This is a genomic window from Amycolatopsis sp. NPDC059235, assembly GCF_042754125.1.
GTDB lineage: Bacteria > Actinomycetota > Actinomycetes > Mycobacteriales > Pseudonocardiaceae > Amycolatopsis > Amycolatopsis albidoflava.
The window spans coordinates 48,083-69,324 of the sequence record NZ_JBHZAG010000020.1; the positions used below are offsets into that span (position 1 = coordinate 48,083).

Genomic DNA, 21,242 nt, shown 5'->3' on the forward strand with positions numbered 1-21,242 from the left:
GCCGTCATCGCGTGGGAATCAACGGCCATCAGGTTCCTCCGGGATGCCGAGGACGGCCAGCAGGGTGCGGAACTTCGCGTCGGTTTCGGCGAGCTCTGCCTCAGGGGTGGAACCAGCGACGATCCCCGCCCCGGCGAACAGCCGGAGACGATCGTCCTCGACTTCACCACAGCGGATAGTCACCACCCACTCGCCGTCACCTCGTGCGTCGGTCCAGCCCACCATGCCGGTGTAGAACCCGCGGTCGAACGGCTCCGTCTCGGCGATCACTTGCCGCGCGACCCCCCTTGGCGAGCCGCACACGGCAGGCGTCGGGTGCAGTGCCAACGCCAACTCCAGCGCGGACACACCCGCTCGCGGCCGCGCGGTGATCGGTGTCGACAGATGCCACATGGTCACGGTGGACAACAACTCGGGCGTATCCGGGATCCTCAGATCGCGACAGAGCGGAGCGAGACCGTCGGCAACAGCAGCGACGACGATCTCATGCTCATGTTTGTCCTTGGGAGACGCCAACAACGCGGTCGCGATCTGCGCGTCCCGCACCGGATCGACAACACGTCGGGCCGAACCAGCGAGCGGATTCGCCCGCGCCAGGCCATCACGCACGGACACCAGCAATTCCGGGCTCGCACCCACCAACGTCTTGCCGCCCATGTCGACCGAAAATACGTAGCCATCTGGATCAGCATCTGCCAGCGCTGCAAATAGAGCGGCGGGATCGATAATTCCGTCCGCGAACAACTCCGCCGAGCGGGCGAGTACCACCTTGTCCAGGTCGCCGCCGATACGCTCCAATGCGCAGCGTACCCGAGCCAGATACGCCTCAGCTCCCGTGTCGCCCCACGACCAACTCCGCGTGATCCATGCGGGAGCCTTCCGTCGCTGCCATCTGGAACTCCACTGGACATCTGCAGTGACCGCGAGTCGAGCCTCCGCGTCCAGGTCGAAGGGAAACGCTCCCGCTAGTACCGCGTTGGCAGGAGCAGAGGAAAGCCTGTTCAGCGCCTGACTCGCCGATGTCAGGTCGCACACCGGTTCCCTTAGCCGCACAATGCCGCTCGTCGACGACAGCAAAAATGAACTCGCAGCCAAATCCTGCACAAATTCGCTGGAAGATTGCCCGGCGCTACCCCCGGTGAACAATCGTCCCCTCCCTGCGGATCAAAAGGTTGATAGTGGCACCCTCCGCCCCTGCGGCAATCTATAACCTCGGACATTCCTCAGTCAATCGGGGCAACCCGATAAGACGAGCCTTGGGCTCAAAAGGGAAGAATGCGGGAACGTAAGGCCCACGCGCTTGACAGGGTGAGTGTTGCCGTGAACCGAGACGCTCATCCCGCGCCGCTCAGTCGCCAAATCGTGCGGCTGACCCGAATCTGCGGGTAGTGCGTTTGTGTTGATCTTCGCGGGCCTGGCGTTGATCGCGGAATGGATATTTCCAGGTGGCGGGCATGACGTTATCCCGGTGGTCGCCCCGGGTTTGCGGTATCCGAGGCCTCTTGGTCGAGGCCGTGCAGGCCGGGTGGCCAGGGCGCAATGCGGGGAAGTTTCGTAGACTGGCAAGGATCCCGGAGATCAGGTCGCGACCGGGTGGAAGCATGCGGGAGAGTTGGCCTGCGTGGTTGACCAGGCGGGCAAGGGATGCGGATCAACAGGTGGGGCAGGGCGGCAGTCATGGCTTTGCCGCCGCGAATCCCTTGTCCTGCCGTGGCTTTCTCGTTGCCGTCGCCGTCGTCACACTGGGTGGCGGCGAGCTCGTGCAGTCCTGCTGCGAGGTTCGCGGCCAGCAGCGCGCCGTGCATCCAGACAGGTTTGACTTCGGCGTAGCCGCTGGGCGGATGACTCAGAGCGGCGTCGTGTTTGCTGTCGCGGAAGATGTTCTCGATTGTGGCGCGCTGCCGGTACCAGCGCTCGACTGCGACCGCCTTGGCCGACGTGGAGATGTCAATGTTGGCGCAGGCAAAGGAATAGGCGTAGATCCGGGCTCCACGACGCACCCAAGCAAATAGCGTGACGGTTCCCGGTGCCTTGCCTGCACGTCACGTGTCGTCGCGGAAGACCGGTGTGAGTTGGTCGGGATGGAACTGGCGGCCTTTGTTCGCTGGTCCGATGACCACGGCGACCAGGCTCTTGGCGATCGCGGCTTGTTTCTGCTCGATCGTGAAGTCCGGCTTCTCCCACTCTTCCCGCAGGTTCGCGACCACGGCACGGCGCGAGTCGCGCCGCCGCTCGTACCGGCGCGCCTCACGTCGAAGCTCCGCGACCTGCGCCTCCATCCGCGCCAGGCTCGGGAAGTACCGCTCTGCCGAATGCCGGCCGGCCTCGTACTCGCGCGTGGACTCCTGAATCCGCTTATCCGCGTCGTCCAGTTCCTTCTGCTTCGGCCATGGCGGCAGGTCCTCGAAATTCTGGGACTGGATCTTCTCGTGTTCGGCCAGCACCAGCGCGGTCACATAGACATCTACCGGTTCGGCGCCGCGGGCGATGCCCGCGCACCCGCCCTGGCCCTTCGACGGGCAGCGGTAGATTTCGACCCGCTGTTTGGTGCGCTGGTCGCGCCGCCACGAACCGACCATGCGCGCGTTGCACTTCCCGCACTGCACGAACGGCGACAGCAGATGATCGTGCGATAGCCGCCCCCCTTGCCCCCCGTTACCGTCTTCGTGGTCCCCGAGGCGGGGACCGTGGTCGCCGGGTTCGGCATGACTTTGTCCCCCTTGCAGGGCGCGCCCCGCGGCGGCCAGCCGCCGGCACAGGCTCAGGCCGTTCCCGTCCGGCAGGCCGAGGTCGAGCACAACTAGCGCGTAGTCGGTGCAGGAACACAGCTCGTCCGCGTCGGCGAGGCAGCCGGCGTGCCCCTGTTCGCACAATCCCCGCACCACGACCGAGGCGAGCGCCGCCTCGTCCTCGACGACCAGAATGCGCACAGCGTCGACTGCCAATCGAATTTGACGGCACACCAAGAAATCAGCGTGACCATATAACCTTGTGCCACGTTGGACGACAAAACCATGTGTTCAGCCCCGATGGGAGAATAGCAGGAAATGGACAGAGATCCCCGATCGGCACGTATCACCAGGGATCCTCGCAACGCATTTCCGATCAAGTATCGCTGCAGATCCTTCACATGAGGCGCCAGGTACTTCATGAACGGGGTACCGCCGGTACCCACATCAACCGGGTTCGCGGAGGAATGTGATCGATGGGCGTCGATGTAAGCGCCAGCGTACTCCAGATGCTGCTTGCGGAACTCTGCGGAGAGGGTGATGCACCGGTCATATTCGTCCACCAGGGACCGTTCGCCGGTGCGGCAAAGGACGAAGTTGCGCACGGAAGGACGTTTCGCCAGCACGTCGAGGAACTTGCGGTGCGGGGGCGGCATGTAATCCCGCAGCTGGAACACATGTGCGCCAAGCGGCGCGTTGTGGTGGTCGATGCCCAGGACGGCGTCGAAGGCAGGCACTATCGAGCTTTGAGCCCCGGTCTCGCCGCGGAATCGCTGCGGCCTGGCACCGTACTCGGCCACCCCGTCGTAGTGGATGCCGCGAGGAAAGGCGGGGTTGTCATGCCAGCCGAAGATGAACGGCCTCACCCTGGTGAAGTATATGAAGGGATCACACCGCTCCGGCATCCGACGCAGAATAGCCAGCATCTCCTCCATTGTCGACGCCACGATGCCGAGCGCGTGAGACACCCGTCCACGTCCTCGTCCGCAACCGCGTCCTGGGCATCGACCGCCGCCAGCAGGCCGGGCCCCGCGCTGGCCTCGATCGCCACGTGGACCAGAACGAACCAGTCTTCGTCGATCCCGCCGAGGAAGTTCTCCAAGCGTGCGATATTGCCCAGTTCGATGCCGCGGGTGCGGTCGAACCGCCGCCAGTTCTGCAGCGCGTGCGACGCATAGGACAACACTGGCGGCCGACCCAGCAGCGAGGCGACCTTGTACCACGGCTTGGCGAGCACTGCGGGAAGGACGTCGACCGTCTCGTCGGAACCAAAGATGTACCCGTGCGCCAGATAGGACAGCACGAGCATCGCCCGGTTGCGGTGCGCCTCGGAGTGCAAGCCGGTCGTGTTGAGCGCCGGCATGCGCAGGACCTCGTCCCGCAGCCTGTCCGCGCAGAGCAGTTTCGGCAATTCCGCGCAGACATCCTCCCAGCAAGAGTGGCTCTCCGGCAACCTTGTGGCGGGATCCGCCTTCGGGAGGAAACCCCGCTCGCTGTCCACCGAGTACTGTGCCAAGACCGCGGCACTACGCTGGCCTTCGTTTCTTCGCCGTTTCCTGCTGTTGGATCGTCGGGCACCCTTGCTGCGAACACCCCAGACGTCACGCGCCCGCGACGGTCATGCCGCGCTTGCGGCTTTCACCCCGCCGCCCGGCGCACCGTGTCCGCGGAGGCCAGCAGTGCCCGTTCCCGGCGAGGCGAGCCCAGCCCGGCAGTCCCGCACGCCCCCGCCCCCCGTTACCGTTTTCCCCCGGTCGGGCGACGGCGCCGACCCGCCCGACGACCGCCGAGACCGGCCCGGACCGGGGCCGAACTCGGCCTCCTGGGACCGGACGAGTCGGCCCGGCCCGGCTGCAGCGGACGTCTCACCCGGCGGCGAGGGCATGGAACCCGCGCCGCTGCCGCGCGACATGGCGGTCTGGCTGCCGCAGGACCTGGCCAGGCTGGGGTCGCTGCCGCGGCTGGCCGCGGCAGCGCGGCTGCCGGTGCGGCACGAGGCGCAGGCCGGACAGGCGTGTCGGGCAATCGAGGCCGGCCCGCGGTGGCAGGGCCCGCTCGTCAGCCGGGCCGGGCTGCCGGTGCTGCTGGTCGGCGGGATGGGCAGCACCCCCGTGCTGCTGGCCCCGCTGCGGGCGCTGCTGACCCGGCTGGGCTGCCGGGTGCCGGTCGCGCCGGTCCGCCTCGGCATCGGCTGCGGCGAGGCCACCGCCCGCGCCGTCGAGCACGCCCTCGCCGAGTTCGCCGCAACCGTCGGCGACACGGCCGCGCTGGTCGCCCACAGCCGCGGCGGACAGTTCGCCCGCGCCGTCGCCGTCCGCCGCTCCGACCTGGTCCGCGGACTGATGGAACGGGGGGGGGTCCAAAACTGCAGCCTTCCGGCTAGGCAGTTTTCCCTTACGGGCACACCTGGTCCGCCATTTGAGCGATATGCGACAGCGGCAACTGGCAAGGTTGCCGCATGCGTCGATAGTTTCGCCTGCGTCTAACAATCCTTGGCTGCAGTTGACGTTTCGATCCTCGCGTTTAAAACCGCGTTCAGTCGGGCGAGTCGCGGTTAATGCCAGGGTCTTCGGGGTCGGAGAGTCGGCGAGGATGGTCACGTGGTTTGCTGGGATCGGTGCGGCGACGTCATTGTCGAAGTTCTTACTCCGCGGCAAATCCGGTGGCTAAGAAAACATCTGAACGACTATCATTGTCGGGGTTGCGCGTGCGCTCGACGATGGCGTTGACGACCCTGTTGTCTCTGCCGCCCTCACGGTCCGGCAAGTCGGAAAATCGGCGTGACGCTCGTTTCTGTCTAGCTGATGCGCATGTGGCCGTCACGGCATCGCTTGAATTGTTGCCCGGCCGTGGCGGCGTGATCGAATTGGAGGATGACAAGACCCGATGGCGTTGGCTTTGGGCTCCCCGCAAGTCGCGCATTGCTTTAATGATTCGACTCGGCGAGAAGGTTTATTCGAATACATCAGGCAAATTGATGATTTGGTTGTGGCGGATGGTCGACACAATGGTCAGCATAAGTGAGCGTCCTGTCGGGATCGGCCATCCCCGCGGTCGGCCTCGGCGCACTCGGCAGTGGAGGATCGAATCGTGTCGAGGCAGCAGATTCACCGACGCGAGGACGAAGATGAGCCGTCAGGTCGTCAAGATGAGTCGACCTCGGCTCGAAACTTGATGGATGATGACCTTGACTGCCTGATTGAATAAATTGACCAACTGATTTCTTGTGGGGAAAGGGGGATGGAAGAGTTCACGCGAGGTTAATTCCGGAGAGGAGGTCAGTAAGGCATCCCATTTTTCTGATCCGCCGCACAGCCCTGGGCAAAGCGGGCCCGCGACGTGGGCCGAATGTGGCCGGGGGCCCGGAGTGGCCGGGGTCGATGCCGGGAGTGCATCCGACAGGGGGCCTGGAAGGAATTGACTAATCGGGCTGTGAGCTGCGGTTTCGTGTCAAGGTGACGGGCGTCGCCTGTGAGACTTCGATGGGAGTTCTCAACGCAAGGCGTCGAGCCGAGGACCCCACCTGTCGATCTCGTCGTCCCCTATCGCCCTATCGCGTCCGCGACCGCGTCCGCCGCGCCGCATGAGCGTCTGTTCGCAGGTATTGACAATTGCTCGCTTCCTGTTCGATGGAAGACGGTCATGGACTGCCGGCTGCCTCGTCGACCCGCACGGCAGGGCTCCGCTTGCCTGTGTCCTTGCCACGCCGGACGCCACGCGTTCACGACGCTGGCGCCCGGCGACGCGGCGACGCGGCCGGGACGCCATCGACCGTGCCCGAACGGGCAGCGCGTCCGGCGCGCAACCTTGACCGCGGGCCGAGGGCACCGCCGACCATGCGACGCGCACGGTCGTCCGTCCCGCGGCGGGCTGCGCTCAGCCCTCGGCCCGCGAACGGTCCCGGTCGCGGCGAGCCAGCCAGCTGCGGCACATCGCCGGCACGTCCAGGACCGGCGCGAGCGGTTCGCCCTCGACGTCGCCGCGCCAGTCCTCCAGCAGCCCACGCACCTGAGCGTCAAGGCGCGCGAGATCGTCGAAAACAGTCACAGCCACAACATCGCCCTCGAACACCCGTTCGTCACATTGAGAGCGGATCATGCGCGCGAGGGCGGGCGGCGGTGCCGGGGCGGGGCGGTCACCTGGGTCAGTCGGACCGGCACGCCGTGGCAGCGGGCCGGGACCACGTCGCGGTCCTCGCGGCCAGCCACCCACGCGTCCAGGACCGGGCGGCCGGCGGCAGCGCCGGGCGTGACTGCGATCACCGCGGTTCTCGCCGCGTCGGCCGACCAGGCCGTGATCGCGGCCTGGGCCGGGGACCGGTTGCGGAGGCGCCGGCGGCGCGGCGCGGGGACAGCCCGGTGAGGACGGCCGTGGCCAGCATGCGGCCGAGTGCGGTGCCGACGATCGCCAGCACCGCGGCACCGATCCCGGCCGACGCCGTGGCCAGCACCCGCCGACGGACTCTGCGCCCCGCCGCTGCGGGATGTCGGGGCTTCGCCGGCGATCGTGCCGGACTTGCCCTTGCCGTCATCGGCCAATCGGGCGCCGCGCCGACGGCGGTGCCGCCCGGTGCGGCTCGCTCCGGCAGGACAGCGTCCTCTGCGGCCTGCGCGGCCGGTGACTGTGTGTGCACCGGACGGAGTCTGGCGCACACGGCCGGGCACGGCCATCCGGACCGCGTCGATCGGGTGGCGTTCTCCACCCCGCCGGTGAACAGACGCCCTCCCGCGCGGCGTCGCGGGTTGTGCTGCCCCGCGCAGCGGCCGGACCCCGTGCCGGAAGATGGGCTGGTGAGTCGTGCCTGGCTGTCCGGCGCGTGGAGGCGTTTGAGACTGGTGAGATCGCGTATTCAACTGTCGGTGCGACCTGAGGGTGCACCAAGCAAGTGGGCTATCCGATTGGAGGATCGAGATGATGGTGTAGCCCCAGGCTAGTGTCCAGCGGCCTGTCCCCACCCTGACGTGCGCTGCGAGTAATCGCGGGGTGCGAAGCTCAGGGTTCACGCCCAAGGGCTCCCGCTCCATCCGGGAGCTACAGGTCAGGGGAAGACCGGACCGGCGAACGTGAGTGAACCCTCGATCATGCCTCGTAATGAATAGCCCTGTGGATGGGTCGCCCTGCTGGGGTGATAGGAACCGGCCGTTGAAAGGCGGCAGGCGGCAGCCGGTGGACGACACACCGACTGTGAGAACACCGCCGTTCCCGGGGTAGAGAGGGCGCCCACCCCGGTCGCATCTTGTTGGTGTGCAACAGGACAACCCCGTTGAGGTCCGGACGCCCGATGTGGCGGCCCGGTAAGCCGACCGTGAGGAACGCCCAACTCCTCAGCGGGCGCAGGACGATCCAAGAAGCGAATGCCGGCGGCCGAAAGGCAGCGGGAAACCGGGACACCATGATCGGCACCTCCGCCGGTCGTCCTGCATAACCGGCCGGATAGGCGTCTGATGCGCCGACCCGAAAGGGTGCTGACGTGGATCGGGTGAGCTTGTGAAGAAGCAATGAACGTTGAAGCCGGAACCGAGGGACAAGTTGGACACTGTGGGGTTGCAGGCGGAGACGGCGGCGAAAGCCGCTGATCCGTCTGTGCACGTCTTGGTGAACGGACCTGAGGACGCGTTCCCGGACTGGTCGTCGATTGATTGGCGGCAAGTGGAGGAAGACGTACGGCGGCTACGGCAGAGGATCTTCACGGCATCGCAGGCTGGGGACCTATCCAAGGTCCGAAACTTGCAGAAGTTGATGCTCCGGTCTCGTGCGAACGCGCTGATGAGCGTTCGCAGGGTCACGGAGATCAACGCTGGACGCGCGACGGCGGGCGTCGATGGCAAGGTCGTGGCAGCACCTGAGAACAAGGCCGAGTGGGCCGGATGGGTGCAGCTGCATTCCGCGTCGTGGACGTCGTTGCCCGTCAAGCGGGTGTACGTGCCTAAGGCCAATGGAAAGCAGCGAGGTCTCGGGATTCCCGTGATCGTCGATCGCATGCTCCAAGCGGCGACACTCAACGCGCTGGAACCCGAGTGGGAGGCACGGTTCGAACCGAGATCCTATGGCTTTCGGCCGGGCCGGGGCTGCCATGATGCGATCGAGGCCATCTGGTGGACAGCGAGGGGAAAGACCGCCTCGCGCCAGTGGGTGCTGGACGCAGACCTGGCAGCAGCCTTCGACCGCATCGATCACGGTCGCCTGATGGCTGCCATCGGTTCATTCCCCGCCAGGGACCGGATCGCAGGGTGGCTGAAGGCGGGCATGATCGAGAAGGGCAGGTTCACCTCAACCGAGGAGGGCACCCCTCAAGGGGGCGTGATCAGTCCTTTGCTGCTGAACATCGCCTTGCACGGAATGGAACGAGCCGCGGGAGCCGAGTACCAGACGACCGGGCACCACGCCGGTCGGACGGTGGTCGGAACCCCGGTGCTGGTGAGGTACGCAGATGATGTCCTAGTCCTGTGGGTCAGCCGTGACCAGGCCGAACAGGTCAAGACGCGGCTGGCCGCGTGGCTGGAACCCCGGGGGCTGGCCTTCAACGAGGAAAAGACGCGCATCGTCCACCTCGCAGAGGGCTTCGATTTTCTGGGGTTCAACATCCGCCGTTATCGCAACGGCAAGCTGCTGACCAAACCGAGCACGGCGGCCGTGAAGCGGATCAAGGATCGGCTGCGCAACGAGGTTCGGGACTTGCGCGGGAACAACGCCGGGCTGGCGGTCGGCACGCTCAACCCGATCATTCGGGGCTGGGCGGCCTACTACCGGACGGCGGTCTCAAGCAGGATCTTCAACTCGTTGGACGCCTACATGTGGACGCTGCTCTACAAGTGGGCCAGGCGCGGCCATCGGAACAAGCCGAAACGGTGGGTCATCGCCCGCTACTTCGGCGCGTTCAACAAGTCCAGGAACGACCGCTGGGTGTTCGGCGACCAGTCCACTGGCGCCTTCCTGGCCAAGTTCGCTTGGACGAAGATCGTCCGACACCAGATGGTCAGCGGCGCGGCATCCCCGGATGACCCTGCCCTGTCCGAGTACTGGGCCGCGCGGCGACGCAAAAGGCCATTGCCGCCGGTGGACCGGCTCACCCTGCGTCTTCTTAAGAAGCAGGACGGCCGGTGCAAGTGGTGCGGGAACCTGCTGCTCTACGCCGAGTTCGCGCCCCAAAGCCCCCGAGAATGGGAGCACTGGGCGCGGAGCGTCAAGACGGCTACCGCCAAGAAGGCGATCAGCTATCAAGGCGACGGCACGTCGGACTACTCCACGATCGGCCTCATTCACGCGGCATGCCGACGTCAGATCCTTGGCCCGGCTAACCGCGACACCACCCAGCAAACAGCCCGCGAGCCTCCAGGGCTTGCTTGAGCCGTGTGCGGTGACGAGTCGCACGCACGGTTCTGAGGGGGCCGGAGCGTAGCAATGCGCTCCGGCTACCCGACCGTGCTCGTCGTGGTTGTGGCGGTGAGTGATCGCCTGGGGCGTAGCGGTTCCAGGTGGTTCCGGCTCGTGTGGCGATCTTGGTGGTGGTGACCGGGTGGTAGCCGAGGGCGTCGGCGACCACGGGTGCGGGCATGGTGAGCACGTGGTGCTGGATGGCTGCGGTGCGCCCGGTTGTGGTGGGGACGCCGAGCCCGGTCACCAACATGCCGAGCGACCTGGAGTGCATCGGTTGTCCGGCGCGGCGGCCGGGGAACAACCACTGGGAGTCGGGGTTTGTGGCGGTGTTCATGTTGTCGCGCTGGGCGATCCAGGCCAGGAGCAGTTCCGCGACTGGCGCCGGGACCGGTGAGGGTGGTTCGCCGAGGCGCAGCAGGACCTGGTCGCCGTCGCGGGTGAGGTCGTCGACGGTGAGTCGGACGATCCGGCTGAGCGGTTGCGCGTAGAGCAAGACGATCACGCCGGCGACCCGGGATCGCAGTGGCAGGTCGTGGCCGGAGAGCAGCCGGCCCAGCAACGCGATCCGCTCCGGCTCGGGCAGCGGGGCTTTGCGGGTGATCGTTTGAGCAGGCAGCCGCAGCGGCCGGGCGAGTTTGCTGGCCATGGCCCAGAGCAAGAATCCGCGCAGCCGGTTCCGCTCGTGTTCGCGGCGGCCGGCGTGCCAGTCGTCGATGTCGGCCTGACGGCAGATCTCCAGGGTTCGCTCGCGGTCGGCGAGCCAGGCGAGGAACTGGGTGGCCAACTTGACCTGGTCGGAGGCGAAATAGCGTGCGGAGGGGGTGAGCGGCTTGCGCGCGGCGCGGGTGCGCAGCCGGGGCAGGACCTCCCAGGTGGCGAACCGGCGCACGATCTGCTCGTGTTCGGGGACGCTGATGCCGTCGAGGTGCGCGCGCAGCCAGCGTTCGAACGAGCAGATCTGCTTGTCCATCGGCGGCAAGACACCGCAGGACATCAGCAGTTCCCGCAGGTGCCCGGCGGCCCGCCAGGGCTGGAGGCGGTGGAACGCCTCGTGCGTGAGTTCGATGTCGCCGTTTCCCAGGCCGCGCAGCAGCTTCGCCGCCGCGCCAGCGTTCGGCGGGCGTCCTTCGAGCCAGCTCAACCCGGTGCGCGGGTTCTTCATCGCGACGAGCATCCGGTGCAGCGGAACCAGCTCGGGCCGGACCTGGCCGGTGCCGTCGTCCAGCAGCGCGGCGGCCTGGTCGGACAGGGTGCAGCGGGTGCAGAGACGTCCCGCGCGCAGCTGGCTTTCCTGACCGCAGCGCGAACAGGCGTAGGACGGGCGGAAACCGGCGCAGCCAGTGCAGATCGCGACGGCGTGGGCAGGCCGGAGGCCGGGAAGGATCCGGTGCTCGCCGCACTCGGAACAGCGCCCCTGAACGCGCAGGGCGCGGCACTCGCATGTCCGGCAGACCGGCCCGTCCGGCCAGACGGCGGCGAAGAAGCCGAACCGGCCGCAGCGCGCGCAGGTCCGCTTGTGCCAGCGCTCGAGCTGCTCCGGCGTGCGGTAGGCGGGACTCACTCGCCGGGCAGGATCCGGGCGGCGCGAGGCCTCAGCTTCGCGGCCGCGGCCGACGGTGCGGGGCGGTCGTCGGTGGCGGTCTTGCGGACGCTGGCGTTCTCCGCGGTAGTGACAACCAGGTCGGCAGGGCTGCAGCCGAGGATGTCGCAGAACGCGGACAGCACCTGCAGCGACAACCGCTCCGGGGTGCCGGAGACCAGGCGGTGGACCTGGGACGCGGACAGGTCGATCCCCCGTTCCTGCAGCAGGGGGACCAGCTCGGTGGCGGTGAAGATCCCGCGGGTGGCCATGATCTCCCGCAGCCGCCAGGTGTAGCCGACTTTCCGCTTCACGACAGGACTCCCGGGCTGGCCAAGGCCGCGGTGACCACGCTGTCGAGGTGGCGGCGCAGGGTGCGTTTGCGGAAGTCCGAGCCCACGCAGGTGTAGATCGAGGTCGTGGACGCGTGTTCGTGACCGACTTGTTCCTGGACGAAGCGAGGATCCCAGCCGTCCTCGATCAGGTGCGTGACGTAGGAACGGCGCAGCGAGTGGAAATCCAGCCCGTCGTCCAGGCCCAGGTCGCGGCGGTAAGCGACGAACCGGGAGTCCAGCCGCTGGCAACCCACCCGTGCTCCGCGCTCGGACGGCCAGGCCGCCGGGCTGCCGTCCGCGCCGAGCAGGGGACGGACCTCGCCGAACCACTCGTCCAGGACGTCCGGGGTCCAGTCCCAGACGGTCATCACGCTGCGCTGCTTCGGCGGTGAGCCTTTCTTCGCCTTGCCGAACCGGACCCGGCACAACCCGTACTCGCCGAACTCTGGACCGGCCACGTTGCGGGCGAAGTCGGCCGCGTCCAGCATCCGGGTTTCGTTGCGCCGCAACCCGAAGGCGTAGGCGGTCTTGAACAGCGTCGCGTCGCGGAACGCCGGGAGCCAGCCCTTGCGGCCGAATGCTCGGATGCGCGCCACCTGGTCGTCGGCGTAGGCGAAGAACTCATGCAGCTCTTTCTTCGTGAAGGCCCTCTTCTTCGGGTCGGCTTCGGTGGCCTGGACGTGCTCGGCGGTGTTCCACTCGTGCACGACCTGGATCGGGTGCGTGCCGAACCGCTCCTCGCACGTCTCGGTCCACTCGTAGGCCGGGTCGGTGACGAAGTGGCAGAACGCCCGGACGGCCTCGGAGTAGGAGCGGATCGTCGAGCGCTTCAGCTCGCGCAGCGACCGCAGATCACCCAGCCACTCGTCGATCATCGCCGGGGACCACTGCCACGGGAAAGCGTTGACGTAGTGGGAGAACGCCCGCACCGTGTGCTCGCGGCCCTCGACCGTCGAACGGGCCAGGTTGCGGGCGAGCTGCTGATTGGCGAACCCGGCCAGCATCGCCGAGAACACCTGCTCCTCCGGCCGAAGCAGCGACACTCCGCCCACCAGCTGCAGGCTCGCCGCACCCGGTGCCACACCGATCGGCCTCACCCGGCCACCACCCTCCGTCACTCGCATCAAATGCGACTGAATCGCATCTGATGCGAGTCGTCCAGAAAACCCCAGCGCAACCAGCCAAACGAGTGACCGACGCGATCACCTCTGCTCCGTCGAGCGAGCCAGTAGCCTCCACCTCGCCGCGACGCTTCGCGCGCTGGCCACACCACCAGCGCGGCAACCACTGTGGACTTCCATCGCAAACTGTCGCGAATTCGCATCTGCTGCAATTGGCGGCAGAAGGAACATCGGAACCGAGAACGGCGCTAAGGCCAGGAGTCGCTGGTCGGACCGCTGCGGACGGAGACGTCGTCCTTGCCTTTGTGACGTGCAACACATCAAGGTCGGCGGGCGGCGTCAGACGAGATGGCACTGTGACAGCCATGAACAACGTGCTCCAGGACGGTGCCTGGATCGCCACCATTCTCGGCGGCGGGTCCGTCGTGGCCGCCGTGGTGGTGTGGATCCGAAACCAGTTCCGCAGACGGCGGGAACTTCAGAGTGCCCGGCGGCATCGCGACTGGCACGGCTACATCCACGTCGGCATGCTGTCGAGCTGGCACGTCCGGGTCGCCGACGCTCCCGAGACCCCGACCGGCCGGATCGTCCTGGCCGTGCTCGACGGTCCTGACGGCGCGCCGGACGTCAACCGGGCCCACTCGATGCGCGTGCAGGTCGCCCGGGACGGGATGCTCGCCCGGGTGCCCAGCCCCGAGCAGTACGAGTTCCTCGCCTCGCTGCACCGCAATCGCGGCAACGGCAACGACCCGCAGGGCTTCCCAGTGCACTGACCGCTCCGGCGGCCGTGCCCCGAGCGATGCCTGTCGGCCGCGGGCGGCCTGGCCTGCGGTGCTGTTGGGCGCTATCCGCGGCGCCGCGGGCTGGACAGCACCTCGGTGGCGGTGTGCACGGCGGCGAGGCCAGGTTTGACGTAGCGCTGGACGGACCGCAGGGACTTGTGCCCGGTTTTGGCCATGATCACGTTCGCGGAGGTGTTGGCGTCTCCGAGGTGGGTGGCCGAGCTGTGCCGGAGCTGGTGCAGTTCCAGTCCGTCGGCGTAGCGGCCGAGCAGGATCCGGGCGCGGTCGTAGCCCAGCCGGGCCCGGCCGGTCTCGGGGCAAAGCTCGTCTGGGTCGGTGGTCGCCAGCCGGTGCGGGCCGGGGCGGTATTCGGACAGGAACAGCGGGCCGCGCTGCCGTCCGGCGATCAGGCGGGGCAGCAGCCGGGCGGTGTCGGTGCCCCAGGTGATCCACCGGGTGTCGCCGCCTTTGACGACGACCGGCGCCTGGCGGTTGGCGAGGTCGAGCTTCTCGATGTCGAGGGAGAGAACTTCGGAGGCGCGGGCGGCGGTTTCGTAGAGCATCCGCCACAGGGTTTCTCCCGCAGCGGGACGTCGCGTCGGCGGCAGAGCCGGTCGATCCGGGACCGGGACACGGCTTTGGTCTCGTCGTGGTGCTCGCGCCGCCTTTCGGCGGCGGCCGGCATGGCCGGCGAGGTCCAGCGCTGCTTGTCGGCACACCAGGCCAGCCATGAGCCGACGGCCGCGCGGTTGCAATTCCAGGTCGCCGCGGCCGCCGAGCCCCACAGCGCGGACAGCGACGCCTCGATCTCGTCGTCGGCGACGTCCTCCAGCGGCCGGTCCGGGCCGAGTTCGGCGGCCGTGCGGTCGAGCACGCCGGTGTAGGCGCGGAGGGTGTTGGCGTTGCCGGCGACCTTCGGCGAGTCCAGGAACGCGTCGACCGCCCGGCGCACCGTCGGACCGCCGCCACGGCGAGCGGACGCCGGGCGACGCGTGCCGAGGTCGGTCACCGTCGCTTCGGCTCTCGCCGCCTCGCCCGCCATCGAGTCCCTCTTCCGATCGACCTACCGGATAACGTGCACGAGTCGCGCAGGTGGCCGCGCAGGGCCGCCGCTGGTCGCCGGTCCGCGTTGTGGATCGCTCTACCGGATAACGGTCTGTTATCCCGTAACTTCACGGGAGCCCTGTGCGCGCCCGAGGTGAAAACCTGGTTTTACATCTCCTTTTTGGGAAAGGTTCCAACTATGGTGGGGCTGGCTCGGTGGGAGCCGAGCGGCGAAGAAGACGCGGGAGCTGCGCAAGGCGGTGCGCGTGGTGTCGTGGCACTGACCCAGCGGCGTCAGCTTAAGCGCTCGACGTTGGACTGTGGCCCGCGTCGTGAGCACGCAGTTCCTGCAACGTTGCCTCGAAGTCGGACAGCATGTCGGGCGTAGGATCGCGCAATCTCTGGGCCACCGCATGTGCGTGCCTCGCCGCGTCCGCGATCCGATCCTGGGCTTGGGCCATCTCCGGGTAGGTCAGGTACTTGCTCGCCCCGTAGCAGCGCACTTCCACCACCGCCAGCGGTATGCCGTCGACCACGTCGAAATCGCGCAGCACAGTCATCCGCTTGAAGCACGCCCTCATCACGTACCGGTCGTCGTGCCGGTCGGTGAGTGCCGCTTCCCAGTACAGGCGCGTGTTGTCGTTGCTCACTTGGAGCCGCGCCTCCGGGTCGTCGGCGGGCTGCGACCTCGCACGAGCGTCACGGTCCGGGATCCGGAAAGCAGCCATGGCCATCATCAGGCGGTAGATTCTCTCCGCGAACAGCCGCAGGAACTCCTGGGACTGGGCAGGCAGAGCTCGGCGCAGGTCCTTGGGCTCGTGCCGGGTCAGGTCGGCTGCGTGATACTTGACCGGATCCACGGTGGCCGGTTCTGTGAAGATCGCTGCAGCGTGGATGTACGCTGACAGCACGTGGGAGCGCACGGCCTGCGCCGACAGGTCCGCTACCCCGACGAAACTCCTGGCACGGTCCATGCGGTCCGAGATGCGGCCCAGGGCACGCCAGCTCAGGTACCAGGCTGTGACTTCGTCGGCGAATCGCAGCGCGTCGTGGCGGTGGGTCAGCGTGTGCGACCCCCAGGCAGTGGATGTCTGCGCCTGCAGGTGCTGCCGGAACAGGAAGCCCGTCTCCGGGGGGACGCCCACGTTGAAGTGGACGACAGCCCCTCCGTCCGCCCCCAACGCCGGGGGGCCGATCCAGGCTGCATCGCCCAGGTCGGTCACGTCCCAGCCGTCCTGCGGACGCAGCACGTCCGCCAGCGCAGTGCCCGGCAGATCGCCCGGCGCTCCGGGGATCCCGGCCAGCGCCTCGCTCACCATCCGGTAAACGGCCCTGCCCTCATCCAGCGAAGTATCGCGTGCCTCGCCAGGCAGGTGCGGCATGACCCGCACGACCAGCTCGGGGAGTCCGAACATTCCGCCTCGTACGCTGCCCGCGGACGCGGCCAGTGCACCCTGTTTGGTTGCGTGGAGCCGGTCCTGGTCGTCTTGGTAGAAGTACTGCGTCTCCATGATCACCTCCGCGCCCCTGCGGTGTGCCAGTACCTCCGTTTCGTGGAGCTCCACCACCTCGATGTCCATCGACTCGTCGTCTTCCGCATCGGATTCGAAGGGCTCGACGTGGATGGGGTGCGCCCACTCGGCCTCCACGCTCTGTCCTCCGCCGACGAGGCCGGGGTCGAGCCGGTGGTGTCCGAGGGGGCTGGCTCCGGTGTGGGTGAGCGCCAAGAAGCCGCATTCGCCCTCGATCAGCCGGCCCTGGTCGTCGCGCCCGAGGCGGGTGGCCAGGTCCGCGATCACTCCTCGGTGGGCGTCGAGGTAGTTGACCTGGGTCGTGGTGCCGGCGGTGCGCTGGTCGGTGTGCACCAGCAGGTAGTTGCCGTCCAGGAACGCCACGCCTTGCGCGCCGGGCGGCTGCGCTCGCATGTGGGCGGTGATCCGGTCCAGCGACGCGCGGGTGAACTGCGCTCCGAGCCGTGTCTCTGCTTCCCGCACTGTCACCGGCCCGCCCGGTTTCGCGGGGATCGTCCGCCCCTGCAGGATCGATGCCGAGGCCGCGAGAACCGATTCGAACGCGTTGCGCAGGTGCCCCCGCAGTCCCTGGTCGAGGAAGGGCCGGTTCACGCCCGCCGCGTGCCGGTACAGCGGGTGCGCCGCCAGCGCCCGCCGGGCGGCCCGGTGCTCGGACCGCTTCCCGGCGGCCTGGCGCGCGGCGTCGTCGAGTGCGGCGAGCATGTACTCGGGATACAGTGCTTCGTCGCGGCGGGTCTGGCGCGTGGAGCCGTCCGGTTCGCGCGAGTACTCTTTCCAGGCGGCGTTGCCGGAGCCGAGGAGGTCGCCGAGCTTGTAGGCGTAGCCCGGTTCCGGGGTGGTGGTCGCGATGTCGTGTTCGTAGAAGAAGCCGGTGTTCGGGTAGCCGAGGTCGTGGTGGAGGGTGTCCATGAACTCCTCGGCCACCCCGGAGGAGCCGGCCTCGCAGACCACGCCGCGAAGCGCGGCCCAGGGCCGGTCGCGGTACGCGGCCTGGAATGACGGGGCGTTGTCCACGATGAGGGCGAGCGCGTGGCCGGAGACGGCAACGGTCACGGCGCTGCGCAGTTCCCGGCCGTCCTCCAGGCGCGTCCCGGCGGGCAGTGTGACGTAGGCGGAGCGCTCGTCGCCGTGCGCGATGATCTCGATCGGGCCGGCTTCGTGGCGCGCGTAGTCCTCTGCCCCGGGCGCCTGCACCCGGCCGGGGTACCCCAGTTCGGCGCGCAGCGCCGCCCGCGCGCTGGCGGTGTCGGGCTCGCCGCGTCCCCGCCAATGGAATTTCCCCCGCTCGTCCGCCCCGGCCCACCTCGTGTCGTGGTCGGGATCGGGATCCGCGTCGTCGAACGTGAAGTCGGAGCCGACCGGCACGTCGTCGCCCGTCGTGAGCGCACGGCACTTGACGTCCGTGACGGAGAACCTGATCAGCCGGCTGGCTCCTGCCGCGCCGAACGCCGCGACCGCGTCGTCCTGGCTGAGGAACCCGTTGGCCACCGGGCCCGTCCCGGTCTCCTGGTCCCACCGCGCGAGCACCGGATGCCCCGCCGCGGAGGGTCCCGCCGCGCCGCCGTGGCTGCCCACCAGGCCGGGGTCCAGCCGGGCGGCCTCGGGCAGCCCCGCCGCGCCGGTCCAGGCCAGGGGCACGAACCCGATGACAGGGCGCCGCCCCCGCACTGCGGCGAACCGCCCGGCCTGCGCGTCCAGGTAGTTCACCACCCCGCGCCGGTCCTTGTGCACCAGTACGTAGTGGCCGTCGCGCCGCCCGCCTCCCAGGTACACCAGGCCCATGGCGTTCTCCGGCTGGCCGCGCATGTGCTCGGTGATCTGCTCGAGGCTCGCCCTCACGGCCGGTGCGCCGGCGAGCTCCTCCGCGAACCGCACCCGCCGGGCCCGCCGCGGCCCGGCCGGCTCGGCCCGGTAGGTCACGCCCTCCATGATGGAGAACGAACCCTGGACCTGCGCTGCCAGGCAGTTGTTCTGCCGGCGCCGGGCCTGGCCGACCCCGCGCAGCACCCGGTAGCGCCGGTCGAAACAGTCCTGTTCGTCCGACACCGTCCGGAAACGCTCCCGGGACAGCTCCGACCCTGCCGGCAACGCCAGCGCCCGCTCCGCGTCCAGCGGCCCGCCCGCGTCGCCGCCGCCCGCGCCCTCCTCCGCGCCACCGGCCAGGCCGGGGTCCAGGCGACCGACGGGCGCCCGCCGGTCGCCTGCCGGTCCCGGTGGCGGCGGTGTCCAGGTGGCGGGAGCAGACCGCCGCAGCGCGTCGCCGGCCGGCTGCGCCCTCCGCTCCCGGGGCAGCGTCGTGGAGATGCCGGTGACGGTCGTGGAGGTCCACTCCGGCGCTTCCGTGGTCGCATGGTTACCTGGCAGTAGTGCGATACGCGCCCTGGTAACTCCATCCGAGTCGTGGTCAAGGAACAGGGTCGACGGAGCGTTCGCGGTGATCACTGCGAGGCTGCGGAGGCGGCGTGCGATCTCGGCGCGGGCCGCGTCGGGCACTGCCTGGAAGTCGGTGAGCAGCACCGCGTGCGCCAGCCTGGGACGCAGGGCCGTCGCGGTTGTCCGGGCCGCGTCGATGTCGCGGGCGAGCCGGTGGCCGAACGCCGTGGGCGTTTCCCAGCAGGTGACGTCGCGGTCGCGGTCGTAGACGGCGAATCGGCCGTCGGCGAAGTATCCGGTCACGATCACAGCGGCGGCCGGGTCGAAGGGCAGGACGCCCAGCTCCCGCAGGTTCCAGGCCGAGGCCGTCCCGCCGGACGGCGGGGTCCAGGCCAGGCCCGGCAGATAGGCGTGGTTCGGCGTCCACGCCGCGTAGGTGGTCGCGAACGCCGACGAACCCAGCACCGCGGCGCGGGACGCGCGGTCGCGCGCGTCGAAATAGGACAGGCCGACAAAGCCCCGGCCGCCGAACACCAGGGGCCGCGCGTGCGCCGACGCCCTGGTCCCCGGCGCGGCGCTGGCCTCGACCAGCAAGCCCGCCGCGCGGGCGGCGAATCGGCGCCCGAGGGCCCAGCGGACCCGGTCGCCGGCCGGCCCGCGCGGGTAGACCGACCTGAACCCGTCGACGCGACCGTCCCGGGAGCGGGGCACGCCGACGAGCACCCGGCCCCCGGGCACCCGGCCGGCGGGGTCGAGCGGCTCGGCTCCGACGATCACCGGGCCGTCGACGAACCAGACCAGGCGCCCGGTCCGGTCTGCCAGCTCCTGGCGGGTCGCACTCCCGGTGCAGGTCAGCACCACCACCGGGTCCTCCAACGACCGCCGGCCCAGGCTGAGCGCGGGCAAACGCCGCAACCACGCGCCGAGGGCCGGGTCGGTGACCGGCCGGACCGTCCCGCCCGCCAACAGGCAGATGTCGTCCAGCGGCGACGCGTGCACCATGAACAGGAACGGATCCAGCCCCGCCGGCCAGGGCCACGATCGCCAGTCGACACGCCCGTTGCCCCGGAACAGCTGCCCGCCGGAGGAGGCCGGAGGCGTCGAGGAGGACGGTTCGATGCGGCAGTAGCCGCCGAAGTCGACTCCCGCCGCCCGCGGGCGGCCGAGCATCGCCGGAATGCTCGACCGCCAGCCCACGGTCGTGGCCCAGCGCACCGCCTCCGGCATCGAGGCATGCACCGTGAACTCGCCCATCCGCAACCGGAACAGCCCGACGGACACACCGCCCAGCCGCGTCAACGCCGGCACACCCGCATCGAGCGTGATCACCGACCACCCCCACGACCCCGCAAAACCCGGCCGAAACAACCGCTCCCGGCCGCGAGCGCATCCGGCGACGGCACCCCGGCCGAAGCCGACGTCCCGACCGACTGCACCCCTGGTCGGCGGCCGCGGCTGCCGCAGACCACAGCGCCCGCCGATGAAGTCCACTCGCGCCGACAGCCAGGTTCCGGGGTCACGGACACCATCTTGCCCGCCTCAACGCCGAAGACGACGAAGGGGCCACCGCCGACCAAGCATGGAATGGCACCGCGACGGGGTCTGAGCGGATAACCGCCATTATCCGCTCAGACTCGCTACGATCACAGTGGATAACGCGGTCGCAGAGGACGTCGACACCGGGCCGGAACTCAGCGGATAAGAAAAGGAGTGCCCTCCATGGCCGGGCCCTACGAGCGCGAGACCGACACCTACGACGAGCCGATGCCGCGGGCGGTGCACGAGCTGCACGTCGCCGGCCGGGTCCGCTCCGGCGACCCCGAACACCTCGTCCGCGACACGGTCATGGGTCACCTGACCGCCGCGTGCCGAGACGCCGGGGGGCGAGCTGGGTGAGTTCGATCGCCACACGCTGGAGCGGCTGGCCGATCTTCAATCTGCGGCCGCACAAGCGGTGATCGGCCTGATCACCCGCGCGTACGAGGCCGGGCGGACGGTCCGGGCATGACCGAGGCCGACCGGCGTCCCGGGCGGCCGGTGACCGCCGACGTCGTCCCGCTGCACCCGGACGTCACCGACGCCGCCCAGCGGGCCTTGACGGGGGCGCACCGCTACCTGGCCCGCTGCAAGCTGGCCGCCAACACGGTCAAGGCGTACCGCCGGCAGACCAGCGCCTACGTGACCTGGCTGACCGCCCGCGCCGCCGACCACCCGGACGCCTTCGCCGACCTGGTCGGCGCCGAGGCCGCGGTCACCGCATGGCGCCGACACCTGGTACGCAGCCGCAAGTCCAGCCCGGCCACAGTCAACCAGGCACTCGCCGCGGTCACCCTGCTCTACGAGCACGGCCCGCAGCTGCGCATCGCCGTC

General features: G+C 68.9%; 14 protein-coding genes and 1 pseudogene. 5 read left to right on the top strand and 10 right to left on the bottom strand.

Annotated elements, in window-relative coordinates:
- Window positions 1-18: 18 nt before the first annotated feature.
- The 4 genes and pseudogenes from ACFXI3_RS15900 to ACFXI3_RS15915 form a co-directional block, all read right to left on the bottom strand.
- The gene (locus tag ACFXI3_RS15900; protein WP_378400150.1) at window positions 19-1,104 is read right to left on the bottom strand and encodes an isochorismate synthase MenF; all 1,086 of its coding nucleotides are present in this window, start codon (window positions 1,102-1,104) and stop codon (window positions 19-21) included.
- 356 nt (window positions 1,105-1,460) lie between these two features.
- Complete coding sequence (locus ACFXI3_RS15905; RefSeq protein ID WP_378400099.1) at window positions 1,461-2,000, bottom strand: hypothetical protein; 540 nt, start codon at window positions 1,998-2,000, stop codon at window positions 1,461-1,463.
- A gap of 42 nt (window positions 2,001-2,042) precedes the next feature.
- On the bottom strand, window positions 2,043-2,798 hold the full coding sequence (locus tag ACFXI3_RS15910) for a recombinase zinc beta ribbon domain-containing protein (protein ID WP_378400100.1): 756 nt from the start codon (window positions 2,796-2,798) through the stop codon (window positions 2,043-2,045).
- 2 nt (window positions 2,799-2,800) lie between these two features.
- A pseudogene (locus ACFXI3_RS15915) lies at window positions 2,801-4,230 on the bottom strand (hypothetical protein).
- Window positions 4,231-4,612: 382 nt separating this feature from the next.
- Here ACFXI3_RS15915 and ACFXI3_RS15920 point away from each other — a divergent pair.
- Window positions 4,613-5,215 (top strand): hypothetical protein, encoded by a 603-nt coding sequence (locus ACFXI3_RS15920; RefSeq protein WP_378400101.1) that lies wholly within the window; start codon window positions 4,613-4,615, stop codon window positions 5,213-5,215.
- Window positions 5,216-6,605: 1,390 nt separating this feature from the next.
- On the opposite strand, the gene ACFXI3_RS15925 is transcribed toward ACFXI3_RS15920, so the two are convergent.
- Window positions 6,606-6,776 carry a hypothetical protein gene (locus tag ACFXI3_RS15925; RefSeq protein WP_378400102.1) on the bottom strand — a complete coding sequence of 57 codons (171 nt, stop codon included), beginning with the start codon at window positions 6,774-6,776 and terminating at the stop codon, window positions 6,606-6,608.
- 1,548 nt (window positions 6,777-8,324) lie between these two features.
- Between ACFXI3_RS15925 and ltrA the strand changes: the two genes are divergently transcribed.
- Window positions 8,325-10,076 carry a group II intron reverse transcriptase/maturase gene (ltrA, locus tag ACFXI3_RS15930; protein ID WP_378400151.1) on the top strand — a complete coding sequence of 584 codons (1,752 nt, stop codon included), beginning with the start codon at window positions 8,325-8,327 and terminating at the stop codon, window positions 10,074-10,076.
- Here the strand turns inward: ltrA and ACFXI3_RS15935 are convergent.
- Genes ACFXI3_RS15935 through ACFXI3_RS15945 form a run of 3 tightly spaced genes read right to left on the bottom strand, consistent with a single transcriptional unit; the run spans window position 10,024 to window position 13,117 of the window.
- Entirely contained in the window at window positions 10,024-11,667 is a 1,644-nt protein-coding gene (locus ACFXI3_RS15935; protein WP_378400103.1) for a hypothetical protein, read from the bottom strand. The genes ltrA and ACFXI3_RS15935 overlap by 53 nt on opposite strands.
- Window positions 11,664-11,999 carry a helix-turn-helix domain-containing protein gene (locus tag ACFXI3_RS15940; protein WP_378400104.1) on the bottom strand — a complete coding sequence of 112 codons (336 nt, stop codon included), beginning with the start codon at window positions 11,997-11,999 and terminating at the stop codon, window positions 11,664-11,666. The genes ACFXI3_RS15935 and ACFXI3_RS15940 overlap by 4 nt, the downstream gene beginning before the upstream one ends.
- A complete protein-coding gene (locus ACFXI3_RS15945) occupies window positions 11,996-13,117 on the bottom strand; it encodes a tyrosine-type recombinase/integrase (RefSeq protein WP_378400105.1) in 1,122 nt (373 codons plus the stop codon). The genes ACFXI3_RS15940 and ACFXI3_RS15945 overlap by 4 nt, the downstream gene beginning before the upstream one ends.
- A gap of 389 nt (window positions 13,118-13,506) precedes the next feature.
- Between ACFXI3_RS15945 and ACFXI3_RS15950 the strand changes: the two genes are divergently transcribed.
- Complete coding sequence (locus tag ACFXI3_RS15950) at window positions 13,507-13,914, top strand: hypothetical protein (protein ID WP_378400106.1); 408 nt, start codon at window positions 13,507-13,509, stop codon at window positions 13,912-13,914.
- A gap of 71 nt (window positions 13,915-13,985) precedes the next feature.
- Here the strand turns inward: ACFXI3_RS15950 and ACFXI3_RS15955 are convergent, their stop codons facing one another.
- Entirely contained in the window at window positions 13,986-14,486 is a 501-nt protein-coding gene (locus tag ACFXI3_RS15955; protein ID WP_378400107.1) for a tyrosine-type recombinase/integrase, read from the bottom strand.
- 120 nt (window positions 14,487-14,606) lie between these two features.
- Between ACFXI3_RS15955 and ACFXI3_RS15960 the strand changes: the two genes are divergently transcribed.
- On the top strand, window positions 14,607-14,807 hold the full coding sequence (locus ACFXI3_RS15960; protein WP_378400108.1) for a hypothetical protein: 201 nt from the start codon (window positions 14,607-14,609) through the stop codon (window positions 14,805-14,807).
- A 459-nt stretch (window positions 14,808-15,266) separates the two neighbouring features.
- Here the strand turns inward: ACFXI3_RS15960 and ACFXI3_RS15965 are convergent, their stop codons facing one another.
- Window positions 15,267-20,201 (bottom strand): hypothetical protein, encoded by a 4,935-nt coding sequence (locus ACFXI3_RS15965; RefSeq protein WP_378400109.1) that lies wholly within the window; start codon window positions 20,199-20,201, stop codon window positions 15,267-15,269.
- 390 nt (window positions 20,202-20,591) lie between these two features.
- On the opposite strand from ACFXI3_RS15965, the gene ACFXI3_RS15970 reads away from it, so the two are divergent.
- Window positions 20,592-20,768, top strand: coding sequence for a hypothetical protein (locus ACFXI3_RS15970; protein ID WP_378400110.1), 177 nt, complete (start codon window positions 20,592-20,594; stop codon window positions 20,766-20,768).
- Window positions 20,769-21,242: the final 474 nt, after the last annotated feature.

Excerpts from the sequence above, each read along its gene's own strand:
- ACFXI3_RS15970 (WP_378400110.1), top strand. The coding sequence starts at position 20,592 with ATGGCCGGGCCCTACGAGCGCGAGACCGACACCTACGACGAGCCGATG.
- ACFXI3_RS15955 (WP_378400107.1), bottom strand. The coding sequence starts at position 14,486 with ATGCTCTACGAAACCGCCGCCCGCGCCTCCGAAGTTCTCTCCCTCGAC.
- ACFXI3_RS15960 (WP_378400108.1), top strand. The coding sequence starts at position 14,607 with ATGGCCGGCGAGGTCCAGCGCTGCTTGTCGGCACACCAGGCCAGCCAT.
- ACFXI3_RS15950 (WP_378400106.1), top strand. The coding sequence starts at position 13,507 with ATGAACAACGTGCTCCAGGACGGTGCCTGGATCGCCACCATTCTCGGC.
- ACFXI3_RS15920 (WP_378400101.1), top strand. The coding sequence starts at position 4,613 with ATGGAACCCGCGCCGCTGCCGCGCGACATGGCGGTCTGGCTGCCGCAG.